This is a genomic window from Arsukibacterium indicum (assembly GCF_019100565.1).
In the GTDB taxonomy this organism is placed as follows: Bacteria; Pseudomonadota; Gammaproteobacteria; order Enterobacterales; family Alteromonadaceae; genus Alishewanella; species Alishewanella indicum.
This window is the reverse complement of the sequence record NZ_JAHRID010000006.1, coordinates 43076-66856: the sequence shown is the minus strand read 5'-3', so window position 1 is coordinate 66856 and position 23781 is coordinate 43076. Positions and strand designations below refer to the sequence as shown.

Annotated in this window: 24 protein-coding genes; 20 read left to right on the top strand and 4 right to left on the bottom strand. The window is 49.9% G+C overall.

What is annotated here, in order from left to right; translation table 11 throughout:
• Positions 1–54 precede the first annotated feature (54 nt).
• From astA to speD, 5 genes are all read left to right on the top strand, one after another.
• Positions 55–1074, top strand: coding sequence for an arginine N-succinyltransferase (gene astA / locus KQY15_RS13135; protein ID WP_217669887.1), 1020 nt, complete (start codon positions 55–57; stop codon positions 1072–1074).
• Between the two features lie 13 nt (positions 1075–1087).
• Positions 1088–2557 carry a succinylglutamate-semialdehyde dehydrogenase gene (gene astD, locus KQY15_RS13130; RefSeq protein ID WP_217669885.1) on the top strand — a complete coding sequence of 490 codons (1470 nt, stop codon included), beginning with the start codon at positions 1088–1090 and terminating at the stop codon, positions 2555–2557.
• 106 nt (positions 2558–2663) lie between these two features.
• Positions 2664–3014 (top strand): DUF3802 family protein, encoded by a 351-nt coding sequence (locus KQY15_RS13125; RefSeq protein ID WP_217669883.1) that lies wholly within the window; start codon positions 2664–2666, stop codon positions 3012–3014.
• Between the two features lie 84 nt (positions 3015–3098).
• On the top strand, positions 3099–3539 hold the full coding sequence (locus KQY15_RS13120) for an OsmC family protein (RefSeq protein WP_217669881.1): 441 nt from the start codon (positions 3099–3101) through the stop codon (positions 3537–3539).
• Positions 3540–3575: 36 nt separating this feature from the next.
• Positions 3576–4382, top strand: coding sequence for an adenosylmethionine decarboxylase (gene speD, locus KQY15_RS13115; RefSeq protein ID WP_217670221.1), 807 nt, complete (start codon positions 3576–3578; stop codon positions 4380–4382).
• A gap of 54 nt (positions 4383–4436) precedes the next feature.
• Here speD and KQY15_RS13110 read toward each other — a convergent pair whose 3' ends face one another.
• The 4 genes from KQY15_RS13110 to KQY15_RS13095 all read right to left on the bottom strand — a co-directional run bounded on the left by KQY15_RS13110 (position 4437) and on the right by KQY15_RS13095 (position 9409).
• Complete coding sequence (locus KQY15_RS13110; protein ID WP_217669879.1) at positions 4437–5333, bottom strand: phosphoribulokinase; 897 nt, start codon at positions 5331–5333, stop codon at positions 4437–4439.
• A 137-nt stretch (positions 5334–5470) separates the two neighbouring features.
• Complete coding sequence (locus KQY15_RS13105) at positions 5471–7273, bottom strand: ExeM/NucH family extracellular endonuclease (protein ID WP_217669877.1); 1803 nt, start codon at positions 7271–7273, stop codon at positions 5471–5473.
• Between the two features lie 9 nt (positions 7274–7282).
• The gene (gene purD, locus KQY15_RS13100) at positions 7283–8572 is read right to left on the bottom strand and encodes a phosphoribosylamine--glycine ligase (RefSeq protein ID WP_217669875.1); all 1290 of its coding nucleotides are present in this window, start codon (positions 8570–8572) and stop codon (positions 7283–7285) included.
• 12 nt (positions 8573–8584) lie between these two features.
• The gene (locus KQY15_RS13095) at positions 8585–9409 is read right to left on the bottom strand and encodes a class I SAM-dependent methyltransferase (protein ID WP_217669873.1); all 825 of its coding nucleotides are present in this window, start codon (positions 9407–9409) and stop codon (positions 8585–8587) included.
• Between the two features lie 181 nt (positions 9410–9590).
• On the opposite strand from KQY15_RS13095, the gene trmJ reads away from it, so the two are divergent.
• The 15 genes from trmJ (at position 9591) to hisS (ending at position 23764) form a co-directional block, all read left to right on the top strand.
• Entirely contained in the window at positions 9591–10376 is a 786-nt protein-coding gene (gene trmJ, locus KQY15_RS13090; RefSeq protein ID WP_217670219.1) for a tRNA (cytosine(32)/uridine(32)-2'-O)-methyltransferase TrmJ, read from the top strand.
• A gap of 4 nt (positions 10377–10380) precedes the next feature.
• Positions 10381–11190: a serine O-acetyltransferase gene (cysE, locus tag KQY15_RS13085; RefSeq protein ID WP_217669871.1), complete on the top strand. Its 810-nt coding sequence runs from the start codon at positions 10381–10383 to the stop codon at positions 11188–11190.
• 101 nt (positions 11191–11291) lie between these two features.
• The gene (gene iscR, locus KQY15_RS13080) at positions 11292–11774 is read left to right on the top strand and encodes a Fe-S cluster assembly transcriptional regulator IscR (protein WP_217669869.1); all 483 of its coding nucleotides are present in this window, start codon (positions 11292–11294) and stop codon (positions 11772–11774) included.
• A 19-nt stretch (positions 11775–11793) separates the two neighbouring features.
• Positions 11794–13008: an IscS subfamily cysteine desulfurase gene (locus KQY15_RS13075; RefSeq protein ID WP_217669867.1), complete on the top strand. Its 1215-nt coding sequence runs from the start codon at positions 11794–11796 to the stop codon at positions 13006–13008.
• A 30-nt stretch (positions 13009–13038) separates the two neighbouring features.
• On the top strand, positions 13039–13422 hold the full coding sequence (iscU, locus tag KQY15_RS13070; protein ID WP_019675682.1) for a Fe-S cluster assembly scaffold IscU: 384 nt from the start codon (positions 13039–13041) through the stop codon (positions 13420–13422).
• 6 nt (positions 13423–13428) lie between these two features.
• Positions 13429–13752: an iron-sulfur cluster assembly protein IscA gene (iscA, locus tag KQY15_RS13065; protein ID WP_217669865.1), complete on the top strand. Its 324-nt coding sequence runs from the start codon at positions 13429–13431 to the stop codon at positions 13750–13752.
• A 30-nt stretch (positions 13753–13782) separates the two neighbouring features.
• Positions 13783–14307 carry a co-chaperone HscB gene (hscB, locus tag KQY15_RS13060; RefSeq protein WP_217669863.1) on the top strand — a complete coding sequence of 175 codons (525 nt, stop codon included), beginning with the start codon at positions 13783–13785 and terminating at the stop codon, positions 14305–14307.
• A 7-nt stretch (positions 14308–14314) separates the two neighbouring features.
• Positions 14315–16171 carry a Fe-S protein assembly chaperone HscA gene (hscA, locus tag KQY15_RS13055; protein ID WP_217669861.1) on the top strand — a complete coding sequence of 619 codons (1857 nt, stop codon included), beginning with the start codon at positions 14315–14317 and terminating at the stop codon, positions 16169–16171.
• A 2-nt stretch (positions 16172–16173) separates the two neighbouring features.
• A complete protein-coding gene (gene fdx / locus KQY15_RS13050; protein ID WP_217669859.1) occupies positions 16174–16512 on the top strand; it encodes an ISC system 2Fe-2S type ferredoxin in 339 nt (112 codons plus the stop codon).
• A gap of 91 nt (positions 16513–16603) precedes the next feature.
• A complete protein-coding gene (gene ndk / locus KQY15_RS13045) occupies positions 16604–17035 on the top strand; it encodes a nucleoside-diphosphate kinase (RefSeq protein WP_213996416.1) in 432 nt (143 codons plus the stop codon).
• 112 nt (positions 17036–17147) lie between these two features.
• Complete coding sequence (gene rlmN, locus KQY15_RS13040) at positions 17148–18275, top strand: dual-specificity RNA methyltransferase RlmN (RefSeq protein ID WP_217669857.1); 1128 nt, start codon at positions 17148–17150, stop codon at positions 18273–18275.
• A 21-nt stretch (positions 18276–18296) separates the two neighbouring features.
• Entirely contained in the window at positions 18297–20381 is a 2085-nt protein-coding gene (gene pilW / locus KQY15_RS13035) for a type IV pilus biogenesis/stability protein PilW (RefSeq protein WP_254795703.1), read from the top strand.
• Positions 20378–21298 (top strand): RodZ domain-containing protein, encoded by a 921-nt coding sequence (locus KQY15_RS13030; RefSeq protein ID WP_217669853.1) that lies wholly within the window; start codon positions 20378–20380, stop codon positions 21296–21298. Before pilW ends, KQY15_RS13030 begins: the two co-directional genes overlap by 4 nt.
• A 2-nt stretch (positions 21299–21300) precedes the next feature.
• On the top strand, positions 21301–22413 hold the full coding sequence (gene ispG / locus KQY15_RS13025) for a flavodoxin-dependent (E)-4-hydroxy-3-methylbut-2-enyl-diphosphate synthase (RefSeq protein WP_217669851.1): 1113 nt from the start codon (positions 21301–21303) through the stop codon (positions 22411–22413).
• Positions 22414–22489: 76 nt separating this feature from the next.
• Positions 22490–23764: a histidine--tRNA ligase gene (gene hisS, locus KQY15_RS13020; RefSeq protein WP_217669849.1), complete on the top strand. Its 1275-nt coding sequence runs from the start codon at positions 22490–22492 to the stop codon at positions 23762–23764.
• Positions 23765–23781: the final 17 nt, after the last annotated feature.

Genomic DNA, 23781 nt, shown 5'->3' with positions numbered 1-23781 from the left:
GGGGCAAGTCAGCTTGCCCTGACAGATTATAAAGCAAAAATGGAGTAAGCGACGATGATGGTGATTCGCCCAATCCGAGCGGATGATTACCCGGCGCTCTATCAAATGGCAGTGGAATCGGGGCATGGTTTTACCTCGCTGCCGGTCAATGATGAGCTGCTAATGCGCAAGATCAGCCGTTCGGAGCAGTCGTTACAAAAGACAGTCAGCGGTCCTGGTGACGAAGGCTATTTATTTGTGCTCGAGGATACCAGCAATGGCGATGTTTGCGGCACCAGTGCTCTGGAAGCGGCCGTAGGCCTGGATGATGCGTTTTATCACTATCATTTGGGTAAGGTTGTTCACAGTTCGCGTTCGCTCGGGGTATACAAAACAGTAGATATTCTGACGCTGTGTAACGATTACACTGGCGTCAGCGAATTGTGTACGCTGTTTTTGCGTGAAAACCGTCGGGAGAAAAATAATGGTCGTTTACTGTCGAAAGCCCGATTTCTATTTATGGCTGAATTTGCTGAACGCTTTGCCGACCGGGTTATCGCCGAAATGCGAGGCGTATCAGACCAGAATGGTCACTCGCCTTTCTGGCGTTGGTTGCAGGAGCATTTCTTTTCTGTCGACTTTCCAACCGCTGACTATCTCACAGGTATTGGACAGAAAGTGTTTATTGCCGAGTTGATGCCCAAATACCCGATCTATGTCAGCTTACTTAGTAAAGATGCACAGCAGGTTATTGGTAAAGTGCACGACAAAACCCGGCCCGCCCTGGCATTGTTGCAATCCGAAGGGTTTTCTAATCGCGGTTATGTCGATATTTTTGATGCCGGTCCAACAGTTGAGGCAAGGGTAGAGCATATCCGTTCAATTCGGTATAGTCGCAAATTACAGGTGCAGATTGGTACGCCGGGGCCGGACAGCCAGCCCTATTTGATCTGCAATACTAATATCGGGAATTTTCGTGCTACCTGGTTACCGCTTACTGTGACTGAACAGAGCGAACAGGTTGTGCTGCCACAGGCCTGTGCCGATGCTTTGGGAGTTAAAGCCGGTGATCAGGTCCGATTAACCAGAATTTAAGCAGGGGTAATACATGAGCCACGCAGTGCAATTTATTAATGGTCAATGGTTGGCAGGAGAGGGCAAGTCTTTTTCGTCATTGGACCCGGCCAAAAACCAACAGGTTTGGCAGGGGCAGGCAGCCAGTGCAGAGCAGGTAGACGCAGCCATAAACGCTGCACGCGCCGCTCAATACAGCTGGGGTGATTTAAGTTTTGAAGCCAGAGTAGAAGTAGTAAAACGTTTTGCTGAACAACTGGCCGAAAATAAAGAAGCGTTGGCACTTTGTATTGCCAGAGACACAGGTAAAGCATTGTGGGAAAGCCGTACCGAAGTTGCTGCCATGATAGGTAAGGTTGATATTTCTGTGCGTGCTTATGAAGAACGTACCGGCACCAAAGAAAATCCTATGCCGCAGGGGCGGGCTTTTATCAGGCATAAACCGCATGGCGTGGTGGCCGTATTCGGGCCTTATAATTTCCCGGGCCATTTGCCCAATGGTCATATTGTTCCTGCGTTACTTGCCGGCAACACGGTTTTGTTTAAGCCATCCGAGTTAACCCCAATGGTTGCTGAACATACGGTTAAATTGTGGGAAAAAGCGGGCTTGCCGGCAGGGGTATTAAACTTGTTGCAGGGCGAAGTTGATACCGGTAAGGCTTTAGCAAGTCATGATGGTATTGACGGCCTGTTCTTCACCGGAAGTTCGCGCACTGGCCATTATTTACACCAGCAGTTTGCCGGCCGGCCAGAAAAAATTCTGGCACTGGAAATGGGCGGTAATAACCCGCTTATTGTCCAGGATGTCAGCAATATTGATGCGGCGGTGCATGATATCGTGCAATCGGCCTTTATTTCAGCCGGTCAGCGTTGTACCTGTGCCCGTAAGTTGTTTTTACCCGCTAATGCTCAGGGCGATGCCATTCTTGCCCGGCTGATAGAAGTGACCCGTAATATTAAAACCGGCCTGTATGACGCTGATCCACAACCGTTTATAGGTGCCATGATTTCCGTCGCTGCCGCTAAGGGGATGCGTGCGGCTCAGCAACAGCTTGTTGATCTGGGCGGCGAAGTGCTGGTTGAGCTGCAGCATTTGCAAAGTGATACCGCGCTGGTATCACCTGGTATCATAGAATGCAGCAATATAAAGAACTTTCCGGATGAAGAGCATTTTGGTCCTTTACTAAAAGTGTTCCGTTTTACTGACTTTGATACTGCTATTGATGCAGCGAACAATACCAGCTTTGGTTTGTCGGCAGGCTTACTCAGTGACAGTCAGGAACTGTATCAGCATTTTTACCGGCGGATCCGGGCCGGTATTGTCAACTGGAACCGGCCGATAACCGGCGCCAGCTCTGCCGCGCCGTTTGGCGGTATTGGTGGAAGTGGTAATCACCGCGCCAGCGCGTATTATGCAGCAGATTACTGTGCTTATCCGGTGGCGTCAGTAGAATTAGATCAGGTATCAATGCCAGAGCAGTTATCACCTGGCCTGACATTTTAATTGGTAAAATCGGGGCTGCGGCCCCGATTTGTTTTCTTGCCGACATTTTGGTTAAATTACGCTATTGTAATGTTTTTAATGCCAAGCAATGCAGGTAACCTTCAACATGGTGACTGATCAATCCGGCTACGAGCACCTTATCCAGTTTTTAACGGAACATCTGACTCTTTTCACTGAAGATGGCACCGAACTGGCCAACGGTAAAACGGTAGGTGTGATTCTGGAAGAACGCATTGCCGAGCAAATTATTGCCCTCTGTACCCAACACACCGAGCTGGAAATGAACCATCGCAGCATGATAATTCGTGAAGTTGATGGCATTATGTACGATTTTCAGGAAGTTCTGAGTAGCGTGCTGGAAAAAAAAGCAACTGTCGAACAAGCGGAACTTATCAACGAAATTGCATTGTTAATCAAAAACCTGTTTGATAGCGCAATCGCCAGGCTAATGGATTAGCCTTGTTTCAGCAGGATTAATGCTGGCTACCAGCCCTATATTTCCGTAGAATATCCAGCCTAAAAAATCACGCCAGGATTGGATATGCAAGCAAAAGTCAGCTGGGTTGATAACCTGAGGTTTATTGGTCGCTCTGCCAGCGGTCATTCAATGGTGTTTGACGCCGACAGTACAGACAGCTCGGCGCCAACTCCTATGGAGATGGTACTGATGTCTGCCGGGGCCTGCTCTTCGGTTGATGTAGTCAGTATTTTGCAAAAAGCCCGTCAGCAGGTTGTTGGTTGTGAAGTCGAGCTTAAAGCCGAGCGGGCAGAGAGCGCCCCCAGAGTGTTTACTAAAATTCACCTGCACTTTGTGGTGTCGGGCCACGATCTGAGTGACAAACAAGTAGCGCGGGCAGTTAATTTATCAGCAGATAAATATTGCTCGGTGTCTATTATGCTGGCCAGCAGTGTTGCTGTAAGCCATTCCTATAGTATTAACAATGCAAACCAGACCGCTGTGTCTGAGTCATTGCCCAGCTAAACAATACAGCAACGGCTGTAGTGGAGATTGCAGAAATTGGTAAAGCCTTTTGAAAAACTGAAACTGCACGGGTTTAATAACCTGACCAAAAGTTTAAGCTTTAGCTTATACGATATTTGTTATGCGAAAACCGAGCAGCATCGGCAGGAATATATTGAATACATTGACGAGCAGTATAACGCTGACCGGCTGACTGATATTCTGACCGAAGTAGTCGATATCATTGGCGCCAATGTACTGAATATAGCCCGTCAGGATTACGATCCGCAGGGAGCGAGCGTTACTATTCTGGTTAGTGAAGAGCCGGTGCTGGTTGACCCGGATAATTCAGAAAATCCGGGGCCATTACCTGAAGCTGTGGTAGCGCATCTGGATAAAAGCCATATCTGCGTACACACCTATCCGGAGGTGCATCCGCATGACGGGATCTGTACTTTCAGGGCCGATATTGAGGTCTCAACCTGTGGCATTATTTCGCCACTGAAAGCACTGAATTTCCTTATTCACAGTTTTGAGTCTGACGTGGTAACAATAGACTACCGTGTGCGCGGTTTTACCCGTGATATTAGCGGCACTAAACATTATATCGATCATCCGATAAGTTCTATTCAGAACTTTATGGAAATGGATACCAAGCAGGCGTTCCAGATGATAGATGTAAATGTTTATCAGGAAAATCTGTTTCATACCAAGATGATGTTAAAAGAGGCGGATCTGAACAACTATCTGTTTGGCATGGGTACCGACAGTATGACTGCAGATGAGCAGAAAATGATCAGTAAAAAAGTGTTTAAAGAGATCCGGGAAATTTTTTACGGCCGCAACTTACCAGAGATGAAATAAGCCTGAGATTACTGACAACAGAGCGGCGCCAACTGGCGGCCAGTGCAGATGGGTTTATTTACCCAGCCAGTCTGCCTGACCACGAGCCTGGCGCCGCTTTTGCATTATGGCTTCAATTAACGGTGTTAAAATCAGCTCCATTGCTAAACCCATTTTGCCACCAGGAACCACCAGGGTATTTACCCGCGACATAAAAGAGCCATGGATCATCCGCAGATAATAAGGGAAATCGACATGTTTTATGCCGCGAAAGCGAATAACCACAAAGCTTTCATCCAGTGACGGAATGTCTTTGGCACTGAACGGATTAGACGTATCAACGGTAGGTACCCGCTGAAAATTAATATGGGTTCGGGAGAACTGCGGCGTAATATGGTTAATATAATCGTCCATGCTGCGTACAATACTGGCCTGCACGGCCTCGCGGCTATGGCCCCGCTCTGAAGTGTCCCTGATAATTTTCTGGATCCACTCAAGGTTAACAATAGGCACCATGCCAATCAGTAAATCAACATGTTGCGCCACATTATGCTGCTCGGTAACGGCACCGCCGTGCAAACCTTCATAAAATAGTAAATCGGTGTTTGCGCGTAAGTCCTGCCAGGGGGTAAAGGTACCAGGTAGTTGGTTGTATGGTACGGCTTCATCAAAGGTGTGCAGGTAATGCCGGATCCGGCCGGTACCGGTTTCGGCATAACTGGCAAAAAATGTTTCCAGTGCGCCAAAGTCGTTTGCTTCTGCTCCGAAATAACTGATATAGCGACCGGCCTCTTTGGCTTTGCGCATCGCCAAATCCATTTCCGGCCGACTGAAACGGTGAAAACAGTCGCCTTCAACAAAAGCCGCATCAATACCGAGGGTGCGAAAAATATGCTGAAAAGCGATAGTAGTGGTGGTGGTCCCTGCGCCAGACGAACCGGTGATAGCAATGATTGGATTTTTATGAGACATAAGCGGCGCCATTAGCAAAGTTGCAGATACCATAAAGCAACATTGCTACCGGCTGCAACTTTTATCTGGCACTGGGGCAGGATACAGGTTGGCAGAAAGCGGTCAGCATCCTGTTGCTGACCGCATTACATATGACGTTAAAAGCTGAAAGTGGCAATAATAGGATTATGATCAGACGAACGGTAAGGTGTTGGTCCGTATAAGCGTTGTTGCGCAGCTTCTGATTTATAGCGACCGCTGTAATCAAGCAGTACCGGCTCTTCGGCATTAATCGCCCAGTGCGTAAGCGAGCGCAGGTTTTTTGCCAGCTGTTCGGTTGCCAGGGCGTGATCAAGCGAGCCGCTGCGGCCTTTGAATGCATAAGAAAAACCGGGGTGATGCTCATCCTGTAAATAGTGCCATCCGGATTGCTCCAGTGCCCGCACCGGGTCTTCCATCCGGTATGCGTTTAAATCGCCCACAATTAGCTGAAAGGGGGTATCCACTCCGGTAGGTGACGTTGCTAACCATGCTGACAGCGCCTGGCTGGCAGCTACTCTGGTGGCATTCCAGCAAGCCTGGCCATCGTTCTGATCTGCCTGAGCCTGTAATTCCGGTCGATCATCCCGCGGGCAACTGCCTTTAGATTTAAAGTGATTAACCGCTACCGTAACGTTATTACCACTGGCCAAATGCTTAAATGTCTGGGCAACCGGTGCCCGGTTCAGCCGGGTAAAAGGTTCCGCAGTTTGTGTAGCGGCTACCCCGGCTTGGCTAACGGCCTCTGACCGGTAGATTAAGCCAACTTTTATAGCGTCGCTACCGGGCGTTTCTGAAGTCTCAACCAGGCTGTAAGGTGTGCTGACTACCTGATTAAGGGCGGTTACCAGGGTAGCAATAGCACTGTTACTGCCGTAGCCATTGTTTTCCAGCTCGAGCAAACCAATAATATCCGCATCAATGGCCGTCAGTGCACTGACCAGTTTCGCTTGCTGACGGGCTAGCTCGGCTGGAGTGCGGGCGCCGCGCCGGGTAGGGAATGGCTCTGCCTGACCGTGGCCGTTAAAAAAGTTCAGCACATTGAATACCGCTATTCGCAGCTCTTCTGGCTGTTTGGCCGTAGGGTATGCTGGCCGCGGATTAGTTTTAATAAACTCGGGTATACTGGTGGGGATTAACCGGTAACCACGTTCATCCTGAAAAAGCAAACCGGTTACACCACGCACTGTGTCACCTAAGCGCAGGCTGTTATCTGCTGACAACCCTGCTGGCGGGAACGGCACCGGGTCGGGGTTTTCCTGCCAGCGGCCATCGTCCAGTACCAGCATATGTCGTGTTTGCTGCTCATCATAGCGGCGCGCTTCTTCGCCTGGTGCTTTAATTTGGGTCGGTACCAGCAAACGTTGGTCTGCCAGAATTAATTCACCATAACGGCCCAGCTGATAACTGTCGTTAACGATTAGATCCTGCGAAAAGCTAAGCCACATGCCTTCCAGTGCTTCAAAGTTAAGCTCAGGAGCAAGTGGCAGGGTAACAGCGACTGGACTGGCCTCGTTATCTGTGCCACAACGCGTCAGCTGGCTGACATCAACTAAGGCAGTAAGATCATTTATTTCAGCGACTGTACCTTGCAGCAGCAATATATCACCACGCTGGAAACTGCCGGTGTCAGTCAGCTGAACAAATAAACCCTCTGAGGTCAGTGGATTATCATCTGCCGCCAGGCTTTGCAGCATTAACCCGGGCAGTGGCGAATCGGGGTAGACTTCGCTAATCACCACACCCTGGGTAACCACTTGCTGGCCCAGTAACGGGCTTTGTTCAGTCTGCCCCTGCAGTGCAGAAATAGCAATAACAGCATGCTGTGGGCTGCTGCAGCTAAGCTGCTGCTCTGATTTACTGCAAGCCGCAAGGCTAAGCAGTGCGGACAGTGACAGAACTAACAATAATAATCCACGCATCACTCAGCCTTATTTATTCTGCTCACGGGCCACGGCCCGATAACCGATATCGCTGCGATAAAACATGCCATCCCAGCTGATTTTATCAGCCAGCTGATAGGCTGCCTGGCGGGCTTCACTGACGTTGATACCAAGGGCTGTCGCGCAGAGCACCCGGCCACCATTGGTCAGCACTTTCGTATCTTTTTGCTCGGTACCGGCATGAAACACTTTGGCATTATCCGTGTCTATACCATCCAGCCCTTTGATTTCAATGCCTTTGGCATAACTGTCCGGATAGCCTCCAGCGGCCAGTACCACGCCTACCGCAGCTTGTTCGGTAAAATCAATGTCTACCTGATCCAACTTACCGTTAACGGCAGCCTGACACAGCGCCACTAAATCTGACTTTAACCTGAGCATTATTGGCTGGGTTTCTGGATCACCAAAGCGGCAGTTAAATTCCAGCACCTTGGCTGAGCCATCAGGTGCAATCATCAGGCCGGCATACAGGAAACCGGTAAAAACATTACCTTCTTTGGCCATACCGCGCACGGTGGGGTAAATTACCTGTTGCATTACCCATTCATGCACCGCAGGTGTGACTACCGGCGCCGGTGAGTAAGCGCCCATACCGCCGGTATTTGGCCCTTTGTCACCATCGTCCCGGGCTTTATGATCCTGAGACGAGGCAAAAGCAAGGGCATGTTCGCCGTCGACCATTACAATAAAAGAGGCTTCCTCGCCGTGCAGAAACTCTTCGATAACCACTCTGCTGCCGGCATCACCAAATTTGTTGCCGGCCAGCATATCGTCAATAGCGGCAAAGGCTTCTGCTTCGGTTTGGGCAATAATCACCCCTTTGCCTGCAGCCAGGCCGTCCGCTTTAATTACAATCGGTGTACCGAGTTTTTTCACAAAGGCTTTAGCAGGAGCAATTTCAGTAAAGTTCTGGTAGGCGGCGGTTGGGATCTGATGGCGCGCCAGAAAGTCCTTAGCAAAGGCTTTGGAGCTTTCTAACTGCGCAGCTGCCTGAGTCGGGCCGAATATAGCCAGGCCATGCTGGCGAAATGTGTCGACTACACCTCTAGCCAGCGGGGCCTCAGGACCAACTATTGTCAGTTCAATCTGCTGTTCAGTAGCAAAAGCCAGTAATGCTGATACGTCATCAGCAGCAATAGCTACATTTTGCAGGTTGGCTTCCCGGGCTGTGCCGGCGTTGCCAGGAGCCACAAACACCTGGCTGACAAGTGGAGATTGCGCTGCCTTCCAGGCCAGTGCATGTTCGCGGCCACCGCCGCCGATTACCAGTACTTTCATCGGTTTTTCCGTTTATTGTGCTACAGGTTTACGAAATTTTAAGGTCATACGGTCGCTCTCACCAATCGCCTGATATTTGGCTTTGTCTTCATCGCCCAACCGTAATACCGGGGGTAGCGTCCAAACCCCACGTGGATGATCTGCCGTGTCCTTAGGGTTGGCATTGATGTCGCTGCTTTCCTCTAATACAAAACCAGCTTGCTCCGCCAGACGAATGGTCAGCTGCTCTGGAAAATAACCACTCTTCGTCCAGTCGCCATTGGCCAGTGCTGCTGGCAGGCGATGCTCGACCACGCCCAGCACTCCACCTGGTTTCAGGGCCTTATAAAAGTCTTTGAATATGTTTACCATGGCGTCATCGCCACCCTGCCCGTACCAGTTATGCAGGTTGCGGAAGGTCAGCACAATATCGGCACTACCAGCCGGAGCAATGGCACTGCTATTACCCGGAGCGAATTCAGTTAACTTTACCCGGCTGTAGATCGGATCGGCGGCCAGCTTTTCTTTAAAAGCGGCCAGGTTTCTTTTGTAATAATCTGAACTGCTGTCAGCCGGGAAATGGGCAGCATAATAGGTACCGTGCGCGGCCAGTAAGGGGGCAAGGATTTCAGTGTACCAACCACCGCCTGGCGATATTTCCACCACGGTGCTTGTTGGTGTTACTTCAAAAAACTGCAGCGTTTGCACCGGATTGCGGTATTGATCCCGGCTTTTATTTTGCTCACTGCGGATATGGTGATCCGCTGCTTGCTGCAGGGCTTCGGTAGTGCTGTCTGCCAGGAGTGGCAGCGACAAGAGTATTGCTGATAACGTTATAACTTTGCTAAGTGTTTTCATCTTCAGGCTCTCTTTGTTAAAAGTGGCGCTAGTTTAGCAAAGCGGTTGCGGAATTGCAGTGTTTATCGGCAGGGTTTATCAGGCGCATTTAGATGGCCAGACTGCCAAATTTCAATCAACAATTGGCGGGGCCTATGTTAGAATGCCTGCCTTTTTCAGCAAGCTTTATCGGGTTATCGCTATGAACAGCAATGAGGGCAACACTGTGGCGAACGCTGCGCCATCGGCCTTGGACAATATCAGAGTGGTTTTAGTAGGTACTACCCATACCGGTAATATTGGTTCGGTTGCCCGGGCAATGAAAACCATGGGCTTGTCTAAATTGTGTCTGGTAGCACCAAAAACGGCGCCAGACGGCCAGGCTTACGCACTGGCTGCAGGGGCCAGCGAAATTCTGGCCGCTGCCACCACCTTTGATAATCTGGCTGAAGCCGTGGCAGATTGTGCCCTGGTTGTTGGCAGCAGTGCCCGCTCCCGCACCCTAAGCTGGCCTATGCTTGAACCACGACAGTGTGCTGAGCTGGCAATTGCACAAAATAATAAACCGGTAGCGGTGGTGTTTGGGCGTGAGTCAAGCGGTTTAAGTAATGAAGAGCTGCAGCTGTGCAACTATCATGTTTGTATTGCCGCCAACCCTGAGTACAGCTCGCTGAATCTGGCGATGGCTGTGCAAATCGTCTGCTATGAGTTGCGGATGGCGTTTCTTGCCGCGGCTCCGGTTGCAGCTGAACCCGAGCTTGAAAACTATCCAACTTCAGCGCAAATGGAAAACTTTTATCAGCATCTGGAAGCCGCCCTGCAACACACCGGTTTTATTATTAAACAGCACCCGGGTGTGGTAATGACAAAGTTAAAGCGCTTATTTAACCGCGCCCGGCCAGAGGAAGCTGAGTACAATATTTTGCGTGGCATTTTAACGTCAATGCAACGCCTGGAAAAAACTGATAGCAATACTCACAAGGAGTAAGGCGATGTTTGCCGGTATCAAAGAAGATATAAAAAGCGTATTTGAGCGCGACCCCGCGGCGCGAAGCACCTTTGAAGTGCTGACCAACTATCCTGGCCTGCATGCTATCTGGTGGCACCGGCTGAACCACAAATTATGGCGCGCTAATGTTAAATGGCTGGCCCGCTTTTTAAGCACTATTGCCCGTTGGCTTACCGGGGTTGAAATACATCCGGGTGCTAAAATTGGCCGCCGTTTTTTTATTGACCATGGCATGGGGGTGGTGATAGGTGAAACGGCCGAGATTGGCGATGACTGCACTCTGTATCATGGCGTTACCCTCGGCGGCACAAGCTGGAACCCGGGCAAACGCCATCCGACCCTCGCAAACGGTGTGGTTATCGGTGCCGGCGCCAAAGTACTGGGGCCGCTTCAGGTCGGTGAAAATGCCCGTATCGGCTCTAATGCTGTGGTTGTAAAGGATGTACCGGCAGGGGCCACGGTGGTAGGTATTCCCGGACGGGTAGTGGCTAAGGTTGCAGCGGAGGTAAGTGAACAGCGGCAGCATCTGGCAAAAAAATTTGGCTTTGATGCCTATGCAGTATCAGCTGACAACCCCGATCCGGTCGCCAGTGCCATTGGTACTTTGCTCGACCATATTCATCTGCTGGATAATAAAGTGGCCGAGTTATGCAGTAGCGTTAACAGTCTGGGGGGCAATGTTTGTGCTGAAATGCCCGAACTGGATTTACCGGAAGAAGACTTTAAGCGGGCCGAACAGCAGGCAGCAGACCAGCGACGCAAAGAAGTTGAAGCGTTTGACCCGGGTATCTGACCTGAAACAGCCGCTTAATACCTGACTAATGTACCGGGATAAATACTTGACTAAAACAGTCAGGATTGTACAATAGCCGGCATGAAGTCAGGGAGCCTGTTATGAGATTAACCTCGAAAGGTCGCTATGCTGTTACTGCCATGCTTGATGTGGCGCTGCACGCCGGGCAGGGTCCGGTGCCGCTGGCCGATATTTCTGAGCGGCAGGGTATTTCGTTATCTTATCTTGAACAATTATTTGCCCGCTTGCGTAAACAAGGATTAGTCAGCAGTGTGCGGGGCCCGGGTGGTGGTTACCAGCTTGGGCTGGCACCTGAAGCTATTTCAATTTCAGCGGTGATTGCTGCGGTTGACGAGTCGGTAGATGCCACACGCTGTCAGGGCAAATCAGATTGTCAGAGTGGCGCCAAGTGTCTTACTCACACACTGTGGCATGATCTAAGTGATCGGATAGAAGACTTTTTAACCAATATCAGCCTGGCGGCACTGGTCAGCCAGCAAGATGTGCAGAGTATTGCACAGCGGCAAAACAGCCGTAATGTTAAGAATCCTGCAACTGATATCAAAGTCAGTTGCCAGTTGTAAACGCGTTTTGGAGCCAACAATGAAGCTACCTATTTATCTGGATTATGCGGCTACCACCCCGGTTGACCCGCGTGTGGCCGAAAAAATGATGCAATATCTGACAATGGACGGCGAGTTTGGTAATCCTGCGTCCCGTTCGCACCGTTTCGGCTGGCAGGCGGAAGAATCTGTGGAAATTGCCCGCAGCCAGATAGCAGAACTGGTTAATGCTGATCCGCGGGAAATTGTGTTTACCTCTGGTGCTACCGAATCAAATAACCTGGCCATTAAAGGTGCGGCCCAGTTCTATAAGAAAAAGGGCAAGCATTTAATTACCGCCAAAACCGAACATAAAGCAGTACTGGACACCATGCGCCAGCTGGAGCGTGAGGGTTTTGAGGTAACTTACCTGGATGTAGAAAGTAATGGCCTGGTTGATCTGGCTAAGCTGGAAGCTGCAATGCGCCCTGACACATCAGTTGTCAGCATTATGTTTGTAAATAACGAGATTGGTGTTATTCAGGATATCGCGGCTATCGGTGAGTTGTGTCGCAGCAAAGGTATTGTGTTCCATGTCGACGCCGCGCAGGCCACCGGTAAAGTCGATATCGACCTGCAAAGCCTGAAGGTTGATTTAATGTCATTTTCCGGCCACAAAACCTATGGTCCGAAAGGCATTGGTGCGTTATATGTGCGTCGTAAACCACGTATTCGTTTAGAAGCCCAAACCCATGGTGGTGGCCATGAGCGCGGTATGCGTTCAGGTACGCTGGCGCCGCATCAGATTGCGGCAATGGGCGAAGCGTTTCGGCTGGCCAAAGAAGAAATGGCAGCTGAGCGCGAGCGGATCACCACTTTGCGTGACCGTTTATGGAACGGTATAAAAGATATTGAACAGGTTTATTTAAATGGTGGTGATGCGCCACGCGTGCCGGGCATTACCAACATCAGCTTTAATTTCGTGGAAGGCGAGTCGTTAATCATGGCATTAAAAGACATCGCCGTGTCTTCAGGTTCAGCCTGTACTTCAGCCAGCCTGGAACCATCCTATGTCCTGCGGGCGCTTGGTTTAAACGATGAGCTGGCACATAGTTCTATTCGTTTCAGTATCGGTCGTTTTACCACTGAAGCGCAAATTGACCACACGATTAAAATTGTCCATCAGGCGATTGATAAATTACGTGAAATGTCGCCGTTATGGGATATGTTCAAAGACGGTATTGATTTAAACACAGTGGCATGGGTTGCGCATTAAGCGCACTCCGGTCCAACGAGGTAACAGATCATGGCTTACAGCAATAAAGTAATCGATCATTATGAAAATCCACGTAACGTGGGTTCTTTCGCCAAAGATGACCCAAGCATTGCCACCGGTATGGTGGGTGCGCCGGCCTGTGGTGACGTGATGAAGCTGCAAATCAAAGTGAATGAGCAGGGCATCATTGAAGATGCTAAGTTTAAAACCTATGGTTGTGGCAGTGCTATCGCCTCCAGTTCACTGGTAACCGAGTGGGTTAAAGGCAAAAGTCTGGACGAAGCCCAGCAAATTAAAAATACCGACATCGCCCATGAGCTGGCGCTGCCTCCGGTGAAAATTCACTGCTCAATTCTGGCGGAAGATGCAATTAAAGCGGCAATAGCCGATTACAAGCAAAAACGCGGAGGTTAATGCGGTATGGCAATATCGATGACCACAGCGGCAGCTGAAAGAGTACGTAACTTTCTGCAGAATCGCGGCAAGGGCCTGGGCTTGCGGGTAGGTGTTAAAACTACCGGTTGTTCCGGCCTGGCCTATGTGCTGGAGTTTGTCGATGAGCTGAACGATGATGATCAGGTATTTGAAGAGCATGGTCTGAAACTGATCGTTGACGGCAAAAGCCTGGTGTATATCGACGGCACCCAGCTGGATTTTGTTAAAGAAGGCCTGAACGAAGGTTTTCAGTTTAAAAACCCCAACGTTAACGGCGAATGTGGCTGCGGCGAAAGCTTTACCGTTTAAATTATCCGATTGCTGTAAGGCCGATACCAGATGAATTATTTTCAGTTGTTTGATTTACCGGCATCCTTCGAGCTGGATTTAACTGAATTAGGCTCACGTTATCTGGCATTGCAACGCAAATTTCACCCCGACAATTATGCGGCCGCTTCAAATCGTGACCGCTTAATGTCGGTCCAGCAAACCGCAAACATTAACGATGCTTACCACAGTTTGAAGCAGCCGTTGCTGCGGGCCGAACATTTGCTGGCGCTGCGTGGTCTAAAAATCAGCCACGAACAGCGCAGCTTTACCGATCCGGTGTTTTTAATGCAGCAGATGGAGCTGCGTGAGCAGCTGGAAGAAATCAGTAGCAGTGATAACCCTGATGACGCAATTATGGCAGTCGAGCAACAATTGCAGCAACAACGCAAGGTATTGTTAAAACAACTGGCAGCAGCGCTTGAGGCCAATACGGCCGAGCAGAATCAGCAGGCTGCCGAACTGGTGCGTAAACTCAAATTTTTCTTTAAACTTCAGCACGAGCTGGAGTTAATTGAACAGCAAATACAAGACTAATTAAGCTATGGCGTTATTACAGATTGCAGAGCCGGGCCAGAGTGCTGCGCCCCATCATCATAAACTGGCAGCCGGTATCGATTTAGGTACTACTAACTCACTGGTTGCGGCCGTGCGCAGTGGCCAGGCCGGTACACTCTCTAATGCTGCCGGCGTTGATATGATCCCGTCAGTAGTGCGTTACGGTCCGGAAAGAACCGACGTTGGACAAGCTGCTGTCACTGCTGCAGCGGCAGACGCCAGCAATACCATATTTTCAATTAAGCGCCTGATGGGTAAAGGCTATGCTGAAACTCAGCCGTTAGCTGAGTTATTGCCATATCAGCTGGTTGATCAAGGCGGTCTGGCTGCTGTGGCAACCCGTGAGGGCGTGAAAAATCCGGTTGAGGTTTCTGCTGAAATACTTGCTACGCTGGCCGACACCGCCAGTCAGGTATTAGGCGGTGAGCTAAACGGTGTGGTGATTACCGTGCCGGCCTATTTTGATGATGCTCAGCGTCAGGCTACTAAAGACGCAGCTAAGCTGGCCGGACTAAATGTTCTGCGGTTATTAAATGAACCCACCGCGGCGGCACTGGCTTATGGCCTGGATTCTGGTCAGGAAGGGGTGATTGCCGTTTACGACTTAGGCGGCGGTACTTTTGATATCTCAATTTTACGGTTAAAACGCGGCGTGTTTGAAGTATTAGCCACCGGCGGTGACTCAGCACTGGGTGGTGATGATTTCGATCAGCTTATTGTTGGCTGGTTGCAGCAGCAAACAGGGCAGCAGAAGCTAAGCCATACTGGCCGGCGGCAGTATCTTACTGTAGCCCGCAAGCTTAAAGAACAACTAACAGACAACGAAAGTGCAGATTATGGTTTCACTGCGGATGAACAAGCACATAGCGGTAGCCTTACCCGTGCCGAGTTTGACAAATTGTGCTCAGCCCTGGTGAAAAAAACCATCCGCAGTTGCCGGCAGGTGCTTCGCGACGCCGATTTAACACCGGATGAGGTGGCAAAAGTAGTGATGGTTGGCGGCTCTACCCGGGTGCCGCTGGTGCGCCAGTTAGTTGGTGAGTTTTTTGCGACAGAGCCGTTAACATCAATTGATCCCGATAAAGTGGTGGCACTCGGGGCCGCTATTCAGGCCAATGTATTGGTGGGCAATAAAGCCGAGCATGAAACCCTGCTGCTTGATGTGATTCCATTGTCGCTGGGCCTGGAAACCATGGGCGGTCTGACTGAAAAAGTCATTCCGAGGAATACGGTTATTCCGGTGGCCCGTGCTCAGGAGTTTACTACTTTTAAAGACGGTCAGACCGCCATGGCTATTCATGTGCTGCAGGGCGAGCGCGAGCTGGTTGAAGACTGTCGCTCGCTGGCCCGTTTTGAGCTGCGCGGTATTCCGCCAATGCCCGCTGGCGGCGCTCATATCAAGGTGACATTTCAGGTCGACGCCGATGGTCTGCTTAGTGTCAGTGCGGAAGAAAAATCAACTGGTGTTGCTGCCGGCATTCAGGTTAAGCCATCCTATGGTTTAACTGACGATCAGGTGGCCGCAATGATCAGCGGCTCGATGCAGCATGCCCGCCAGGATATGCAACAACGTTTACTGCGTGAGCAGCAGGTGGAAGCGGATCGGGTGCTGGAAGCGGTTGGCGCAGCACTGACCCAGGACGGCGTGCTGCTGGAGCCAGATGAGCTTGCCGAAATAAAGTCAGCACTGACAACCTTAGCGCAAGTGCGCCAGCAAGAAGATACGGCAGCCATTAAGGCTGCCATTGAACATACCAATACTTTAACAGATGACTTTGCTGCCAGGCGCATGGATAAATCAATCCGGCAGGCTTTGCAGGGCCATAAAGTCGACGAGGTTTAGCCATGCCAAAGATAGTTTTTTTACCGCACGCAGAATTGTGCCCTGATGGTGCTGCTCTGGAAGCCAATACCGGTGAGACCGTGCTGGATGTGGCATTAAAAAATGGTATTGCGATTGAGCATGCCTGTGAAAAATCCTGTGCCTGCACTACCTGTCATGTCATCGTTCGCGAAGGCTTTTTCTCATTGAATGAAAGTGACGAGCTGGAAGACGACATGCTGGATAAAGCCTGGGGGCTGGAGCCGGAATCCCGTTTAGGTTGTCAGGCCCGGATAGCCGACGAAGATTTGGTGGTCGAGATCCCCAAATATACCGTCAATATGGTTAGCGAAGGTCACTAGTCTGGAATAACTGCCACTGTAGGTTTTTTCCGGCAATTAGCGTATAATTTGCCGCCTTAAAATTTTAACCCTTTAATGACAGGAGCCTGACATGGCCTTAGAACGTACTTTTTCAATCATTAAACCCGATGCAGTAGCAAAGAACCTGATCGGCGCTATTTACCACCGCTTCGAATCTGCTGGCCTTAAGATTGTAGCGTCTAAAATGCTACACTTAAGCCAGGAACAAGCTGAAGGTTTCTACGGCGAGCACAAAGAGCGTCCGTTCTTCAAAGCGCTGGTTAGCTTTATGACGTCTGGCCCGGTAATGGTTCAGGTATTAGAGGGTGAAGACGCAGTGCGTAAAAACCGCGAAATTATGGGTGCGACTAACCCGAAAGATGCCTTAGCTGGTACTTTGCGTGCAGATTATGCCGACAGCATTGATGAAAACGCAGTACACGGCTCTGATGCAGCAGCATCTGCAGCCCGTGAAATTGCATTTTTCTTTACTGAAGCTGAGCTTTGCAGCCGTACCCGTTAATTTCGGTTAAGGCTTTATAAAAGGGGCGTTAGCCCCTTTTCTGCCTTATGAAGAGACAGATTTAAATAGTAAAAGTGTGTTATTGATAGGTGTCAGCAGGAGTCATCAGGGTATGAACAAGCCGGTAAACCAGGTAAATTTGTTAGATTTTACCCGTGCTCAAATGCAGGAGTTTTTTGTCTCCCTGGGTGAAAAACCATTCCGGGCCGATCAGGTAATGAAGTGGATTTACCATTTCTGTGTCGATGACTTCGACAAAATGACCAATATCAATAAAACATTACGAGATAAGTTAAAAACGCTGGCGGTAATTGCTGCACCTGAAGTGGTAACAAGGCAGGACAGCAGTGATGGCACCATTAAATTTGTGATGGGCCTGGCTGGTGGTCAGGAAGTGGAAACGGTCTGGATCCCGGAGAAAGACCGCCGCACTTTGTGTGTATCATCGCAGGTTGGTTGCGCGCTGGACTGTACCTTCTGCTCGACTGCTCAGCAGGGCTTTAACCGCAATCTCAGTGTCAGTGAAATTATTGGTCAGGTATGGCGGGTAGCACAGATTATTGGCAGCTATGGTGATACCGGTGAAAAACCCGTAACTAATGTGGTGATGATGGGGATGGGTGAGCCGCTGTTAAACCTCAATAACGTAGTACCGGCAATGGAGCTGATGTTAGAGGATTACGGTTTTGGCTTATCGAAACGCCGGGTAACCCTGAGTACCTCAGGTGTGGTGCCGGCGCTCGATCTTTTACGCGAGCGGATTGATGTCGCTTTGGCCATCTCGTTACATGCGCCAAACAATGCTTTGCGGGATGAACTGGTACCTGTAAACAAAAAATACCCGATGGAGCAGTTTTTAGCTGCATCTCGTCGTTATGTTGAGAACTCAAAGGCCAATGACAAGGTCACAGTTGAGTATGTTATGCTCGATGGCATCAATGACAGCATGGAGCAGGCACATGAATTAGCGCAGGCATTGCAAGATACGCCGGCAAAGATTAATCTGATCCCCTTTAATCCGTATCCGGGTTCGCCTTATAAACGGTCCAGCAATTCGCGGATTGATCGTTTTAACAAGGTGTTACAACAGCATGGTTTTACTGTTATGGTACGGAAAACCCGGGGCGATGATATCGATGCCGCCTGCGGCCAGTTGGTAGGCGATGTGATTGATCGAACCAAGAGACTGATAAAGAAGCAGCAGAAAGGCCAGCCTATTCTGGTTAAAACGCTGCCGTAACCCAAGGGATGACCAGTGGTAATGCAGAAATTTTCGCTAGGGCTTGCACTGTGTGTGTCGTTAACCCTGACGGCATGCGTATCAGAAAGCAGTTATGTTGGCTCTGACCGTCAGGTTGGTGAACGCAGTCTTGATAACAGCGAGGCCGCCCGCACCCGAATTTCTCTGGGTTTAAATTATTTACGACGTGGCGATACCACTCAGGCTAAATATAATTTAGAGCGGGCAAAGGCTTTTGCCCCCGATTTACCCGAGGTTTATAACGCGCTGGCATTTTATTATCAGAGTGTTGGCGAGCATGCCCAGGCTGAAGCGGCATATCAGCAGGCGCTTGATAAAGACAGTAATAATGCCGATGCGTATAACAACTACGGCGCCTTCTTGTGTCAGATAGGTAAATATAACGAAGCTGAACAGCTGTTATTAAAAGCAATCTCCAGGCCGGGTTACATCCGCGTGGCAGAAAGTTATGAAAACCTTGCATTGTGTCAGTTGGACCAACAAGGGTTTAGCAAAGCAAAAACTTTTCTCGAATCTTCAGTATCACATAACGGTACCCGCATCAGTTCGCTGATTAATCTGGCCGCACTTAACTATGCAATGGGCGACAACGTTGAGGCGAAAACCGCACTACAACGGATCCAGCGCCTGGGCCGGGTTTCCGCCCGAAGCACTCTGCTGAACTATCTGGTTGCAGAAAAACAGGGCGATGTCAGCACGATGAAACATGCTGAACAGCTATTGCTAACATTATACATTGATACCCCGGAAGCCAGATTGCTGTTGCAACAGCGCTTGCTGGAAAGTGAATTTGAACAGTTACGAGAGCAATACAAATTAAGCCTGATGGCCAATATTGTGCTGCCTGAAGGCACGTTAACCGACGTGGTGCCAACCGGCCCGGTTGCTAATCCCAGATTAAAAGTCGTCAGACGCAAGAGCCCCGGTCAGTCAACGCTTGAAGACGACCCTGTTGAGCAGCCGGTAAAAACAGCTACAGAGACCGCGCGTACAACAACCGCTGCTAGCTCAGTTGCCAGTCAGGCTATTGCCGGAGTCCTGGTAACCAGTCCATTACCCGCAGCAGACGATGCTGTTGCAACCGCACAGACAGCACAGCAAATTGCGGATGAGCAAGCAGCGACTAATGCCAGCAAACTGGCGCAACAACAAGCTGCAGAGCAACAGGCCCTGGCCGAGGCAGAAACGGCCAGACAGCTCACAGCCCGGCAGTTAGCTGAGCAGCAGGCAACAGAAAAACTGGCAGCAGAAAAACTGGCAGCAGAAAAACTAGCCGCAGAAAAACAAGTTGCTGATCAACTCGCCGCCAGCCAACTGGCAGAGCAGCAAGCCGCTGAGCCAGTGGCTGCTGAAGAGCCAGTTGCAGATATGGCGTCACAGCCAGCAACCAGACAACAGGCTGCAGACACTGAACCGCCGCAAACGACTTTTGAACAGACCGCAGACACTGAATCAGCACAAACCAGTGGGCAACGGTCTGAGCAGAACAACGACAGTCAGCTGGTATTAGCTGCCACCCCACCGCTAAGTCTGCCGGTAGAAACGGTTTTAGCTGAATCGGCTATAGCCAGTGCAGAAGCAACGGTCGACTCGCCGGCTAACGTTGACAACACTGTGTCAGACGATGTTACAGATAGTATTGCGCAAGCGGAAACAGAAAGTGCACAGCCATCAGCTGTCAGTGCAGCAACCGAGCCGCCGGCTGAATTTCATATTGTGCAGGAAGGTGAATCACTGTATGCCATCTCTGTGGCACATAATATCAGGCTGGCCAGACTTATGGAGTGGAACCAGCTGACACCTGAATCAGTAATTAAAACCGGTCAGCGGATTTGGCTGGCAGAAGTAGGCGATGAGCAGTTGCAGCAACAGCAAACTGTCGCCAGACTGACTGAGTTTAATGAACCACTGGAGGCCACCGAGCCTTATCATCAGGTTGCTGCCGGGGAAACGATGTTTGGTATTTCATATCGTTACAATATCAGGTTGGAGCGTTTTATGGCCTGGAACGACTTAACTGAGCAAAGTAAGTTGCAGGTTGGTCAGCAGGTTCTGGTTATTGACCCGGCCCGCATTGAACCATGAGCACAACGACCAACTCAACTTCAGCCGAATTGACTGCCGGACAGTTATTACAGCAGGCCAGAGAGCAACGCAAACTCACCGTTGCTGATGTGGCATTGCAACTGAATTTACGGGTTAATCTGGTACAGCAAATTGAAACTGATGAGCTTGACAGTTCAATGCTGGTCACCTTTATCCGTGGTTACCTGCGGGCGTATGCCAGGTTGGTTAAATTACCTGAACAACAGGTTCTGCAAGCGTTTGAGCGACAAAATGGTTGTGTCGCCGGCCCGGCGAAGCCGATGCGGACTTTTTCAAACCGGACAGGGCATCAGGCAACCGAAAATCGTTTTATGTGGCTAACCTATGCCATCACTTTTATATTAGTACTGATGCTGGTGTTATGGTGGTGGCAAACCGCCAGCCCCAGCGCCGACAGTTTGCTGCAAAAACAACCTGCAGCTGATGCCACTGATCAGGCTTTAGTAGCTGAAGATTTGGATAACAATTCGCTCACGAATAATGTAGTAAATGTAAATGGGGCTGACAGCAGCACAATGCCAGGCAGCATGGCCGACCCGGTTAAAGCGGACGGTGCGCCGGCAATTGTCAGCGAGCCAGAGAACGTTATTGCTGAAACAATGCCTGAGCTGAAAAGCCAGCCGGTTGCAGAGCCAGTTGATTCAGACGTGCAGGACGTCATTATCATGAATTTTCAGGATAACTGCTGGATAGATGTGCTGGACGCCGAAGGTAACCGTATTGCTTATGGTACAAAGGATGCGGGATATCAGATGACGGTAACTGGTAAGGCCCCGTTTGTAGTAACCCTGGGTAATCCCAGTGTTGTGCGCATAACACTTAATAACCAACCTTTTGATATGTCATCACTGCCTGAAGGCAGAGTGGCGAAATTTACCCTTGCGGAACCCGACTAATCATGTTTGCTGATAATCCAATTACCCGGCGGCCGAGTACCCAAATTCACGTAGGTAGTGTTGCCATAGGTGGTGACGCGCCTATTGCTGTGCAATCCATGACTAATACCCTGACAACCGATGTTGCTGCTACCCTGGCACAAATAAAAGCGATAGCAGATGCCGGCGCTGATCTGGTGCGGGTATCAGTGCCTACCATGGAAGCAGCAGAAGCCTTTAAGCTGATAAAACAGCAGGCGACGATCCCGTTGGTTGCAGATATCCATTTTGATTACCGAATTGCCTTAAAAGTCGCAGAATATGGTGCCGATTGTTTGCGGATAAACCCGGGCAACATTGGCCGTGAGGATCGGATCCGGGCGGTGGTAGAAAGTGCCCGCGATCATAATATTCCGATCAGAATTGGGGTAAATGGTGGCTCACTGGAAGCTGATATTCAGGAAAAGTATACTGAGCCGACTCCGGAGGCGCTGGTAGAGTCGGCAATGCGGCATGTTGATATTCTGGACCGGCTGAACTTTGATCAGTTTAAAGTCAGTGTTAAAGCCTCAGATGTGTTTCTGGCCGTAGGCGCCTACCGGCTGCTGGCCAAACAAATTAAGCAACCACTGCATCTGGGTATTACAGAAGCAGGGGGAGCTCGGGCTGGTGCAGTTAAATCGGCTATCGGTTTAGGAATGCTGCTGGCAGAAGGCATTGGTGATACCTTGCGAATTTCACTGGCAGCCGATCCGGTAGAAGAAGTCAAAGTCGCCTTTGATATTTTAAAATCCCTGCGTATTCGTCAACGCGGTATAAACTTTATTGCTTGTCCCAGCTGCTCGCGGCAGGAGTTCGATGTCATAAAAACGATGAACGAGCTGGAGCAGCGGCTGGAAGATATTGTCGAGCCATTAACAGTGTCAGTTATTGGTTGTGTGGTGAATGGTCCGGGTGAAGCACTGATTTCCGATTTAGGTGTTGCGGGTGCTAACCGCAAAAGCGGCTTTTATCTAAATGGTCAGCGCCAGAAACTACGACTGGACAATAACAACATTGCCGAACAGTTAGAGCAGCAGGTACGTCAGTATCTGGTGGCACGTGAACAACTTATTGGTATAAAACAACTGGATTAGTACGGCGGCGGTTTGGTGTTTTTAAAGACACCTTTTATAATCGGCCGGTTTTTAGCATGGTAGTGAGAGTTTAATTTTGGCAAAAAATATACAGGCAATACGTGGCATGAACGATTGCCTGCCTCAGGATACGCCACTGTGGCAGCATCTTGAGCAGGTGTTGCGCAGTACGGTGGCCCGCTATGGCTACAGCGAAATTCGCTTTCCTATCGTTGAAATGACTGAGCTGTTTAAACGCTCAATCGGTGAAGTTACCGATATTGTTGAAAAAGAAATGTATACCTTTGCCGATCGTAATGGTGACAGTCTGACACTGAGGCCGGAGGGTACGGCCTGCTGCGTCAGGGCCGGCAATGAACATGGTTTGCTGTACAATCAGGAGCAGCGGCTGTGGTATATGGGGCCAATGTTTCGGCACGAGCGGCCGCAAAAGGGCCGTTATCGACAGTTTCATCAGTTTGGCTTAGAAGTATTTGGCATTGCCAGCAGTGATATTGATGCTGAAGTTATTATGCTTACCGCGAGCTTGTGGCAGCAACTGGGGTTGGCGCCTTATGTAAGTTTGCAACTAAACTCACTGGGTTCAAATGAAGCAAGAGCAATTTATCGGGACGCGTTAATTGCTTATCTGGAACAGCATAAATCACAGCTGGATGAAGACAGCCTGCGCCGTATGCACAGCAACCCTTTACGGGTGCTGGATAGTAAAAACCCGGCACTGGCAGAAGTGTTAGCCGGTGCGCCACAATTAACGGATTATCTGGATGCTGATTCAGCTGAGCATTTTAGCCAGTTAAAACGCCGGCTTGATGCAGCAGGTATTGCTTACACCGTTAACCCGACGCTGGTGCGAGGCCTTGATTACTACAATAAAACGGTATTTGAATGGGTTACCACTGAGCTGGGCGCGCAGGGAACGGTATGCGCCGGTGGTCGTTATGATGGTTTGGTAGAGCAACTTGGCGGTAAGGCAACACCGGCAGTGGGTTTTGCCCTTGGCATGGAGCGGCTGGTGTTATTGTTGCAAACCCTGCAACTGGTAACGCTGCCACAGGCAACGGCAGATATTTATCTGATGCCAATGGGGGAAGCGGCGGAACTTGCTGCTATTGCTATTGCCGAACAGCTGCGTAGCGAGTTAGCGTCAAAACGTGTTATCTTGCACTGCGGCGGTGGCAACCTGAAAAAACAAATGAAAAAGGCCGATAAATCAGGTGCAGAACTGGGGTTAATTCTCGGAGCAGATGAACTTGCGCGCGGCGAAATAACCCTGAAGTGGCTGCGACAGGAAAAACCTCAACAAACATTGACACTGGCGGCGTTAGCGCAGCAACTGGCTGCAGCGCTTTAGTAAAACTGAGTTTTAAT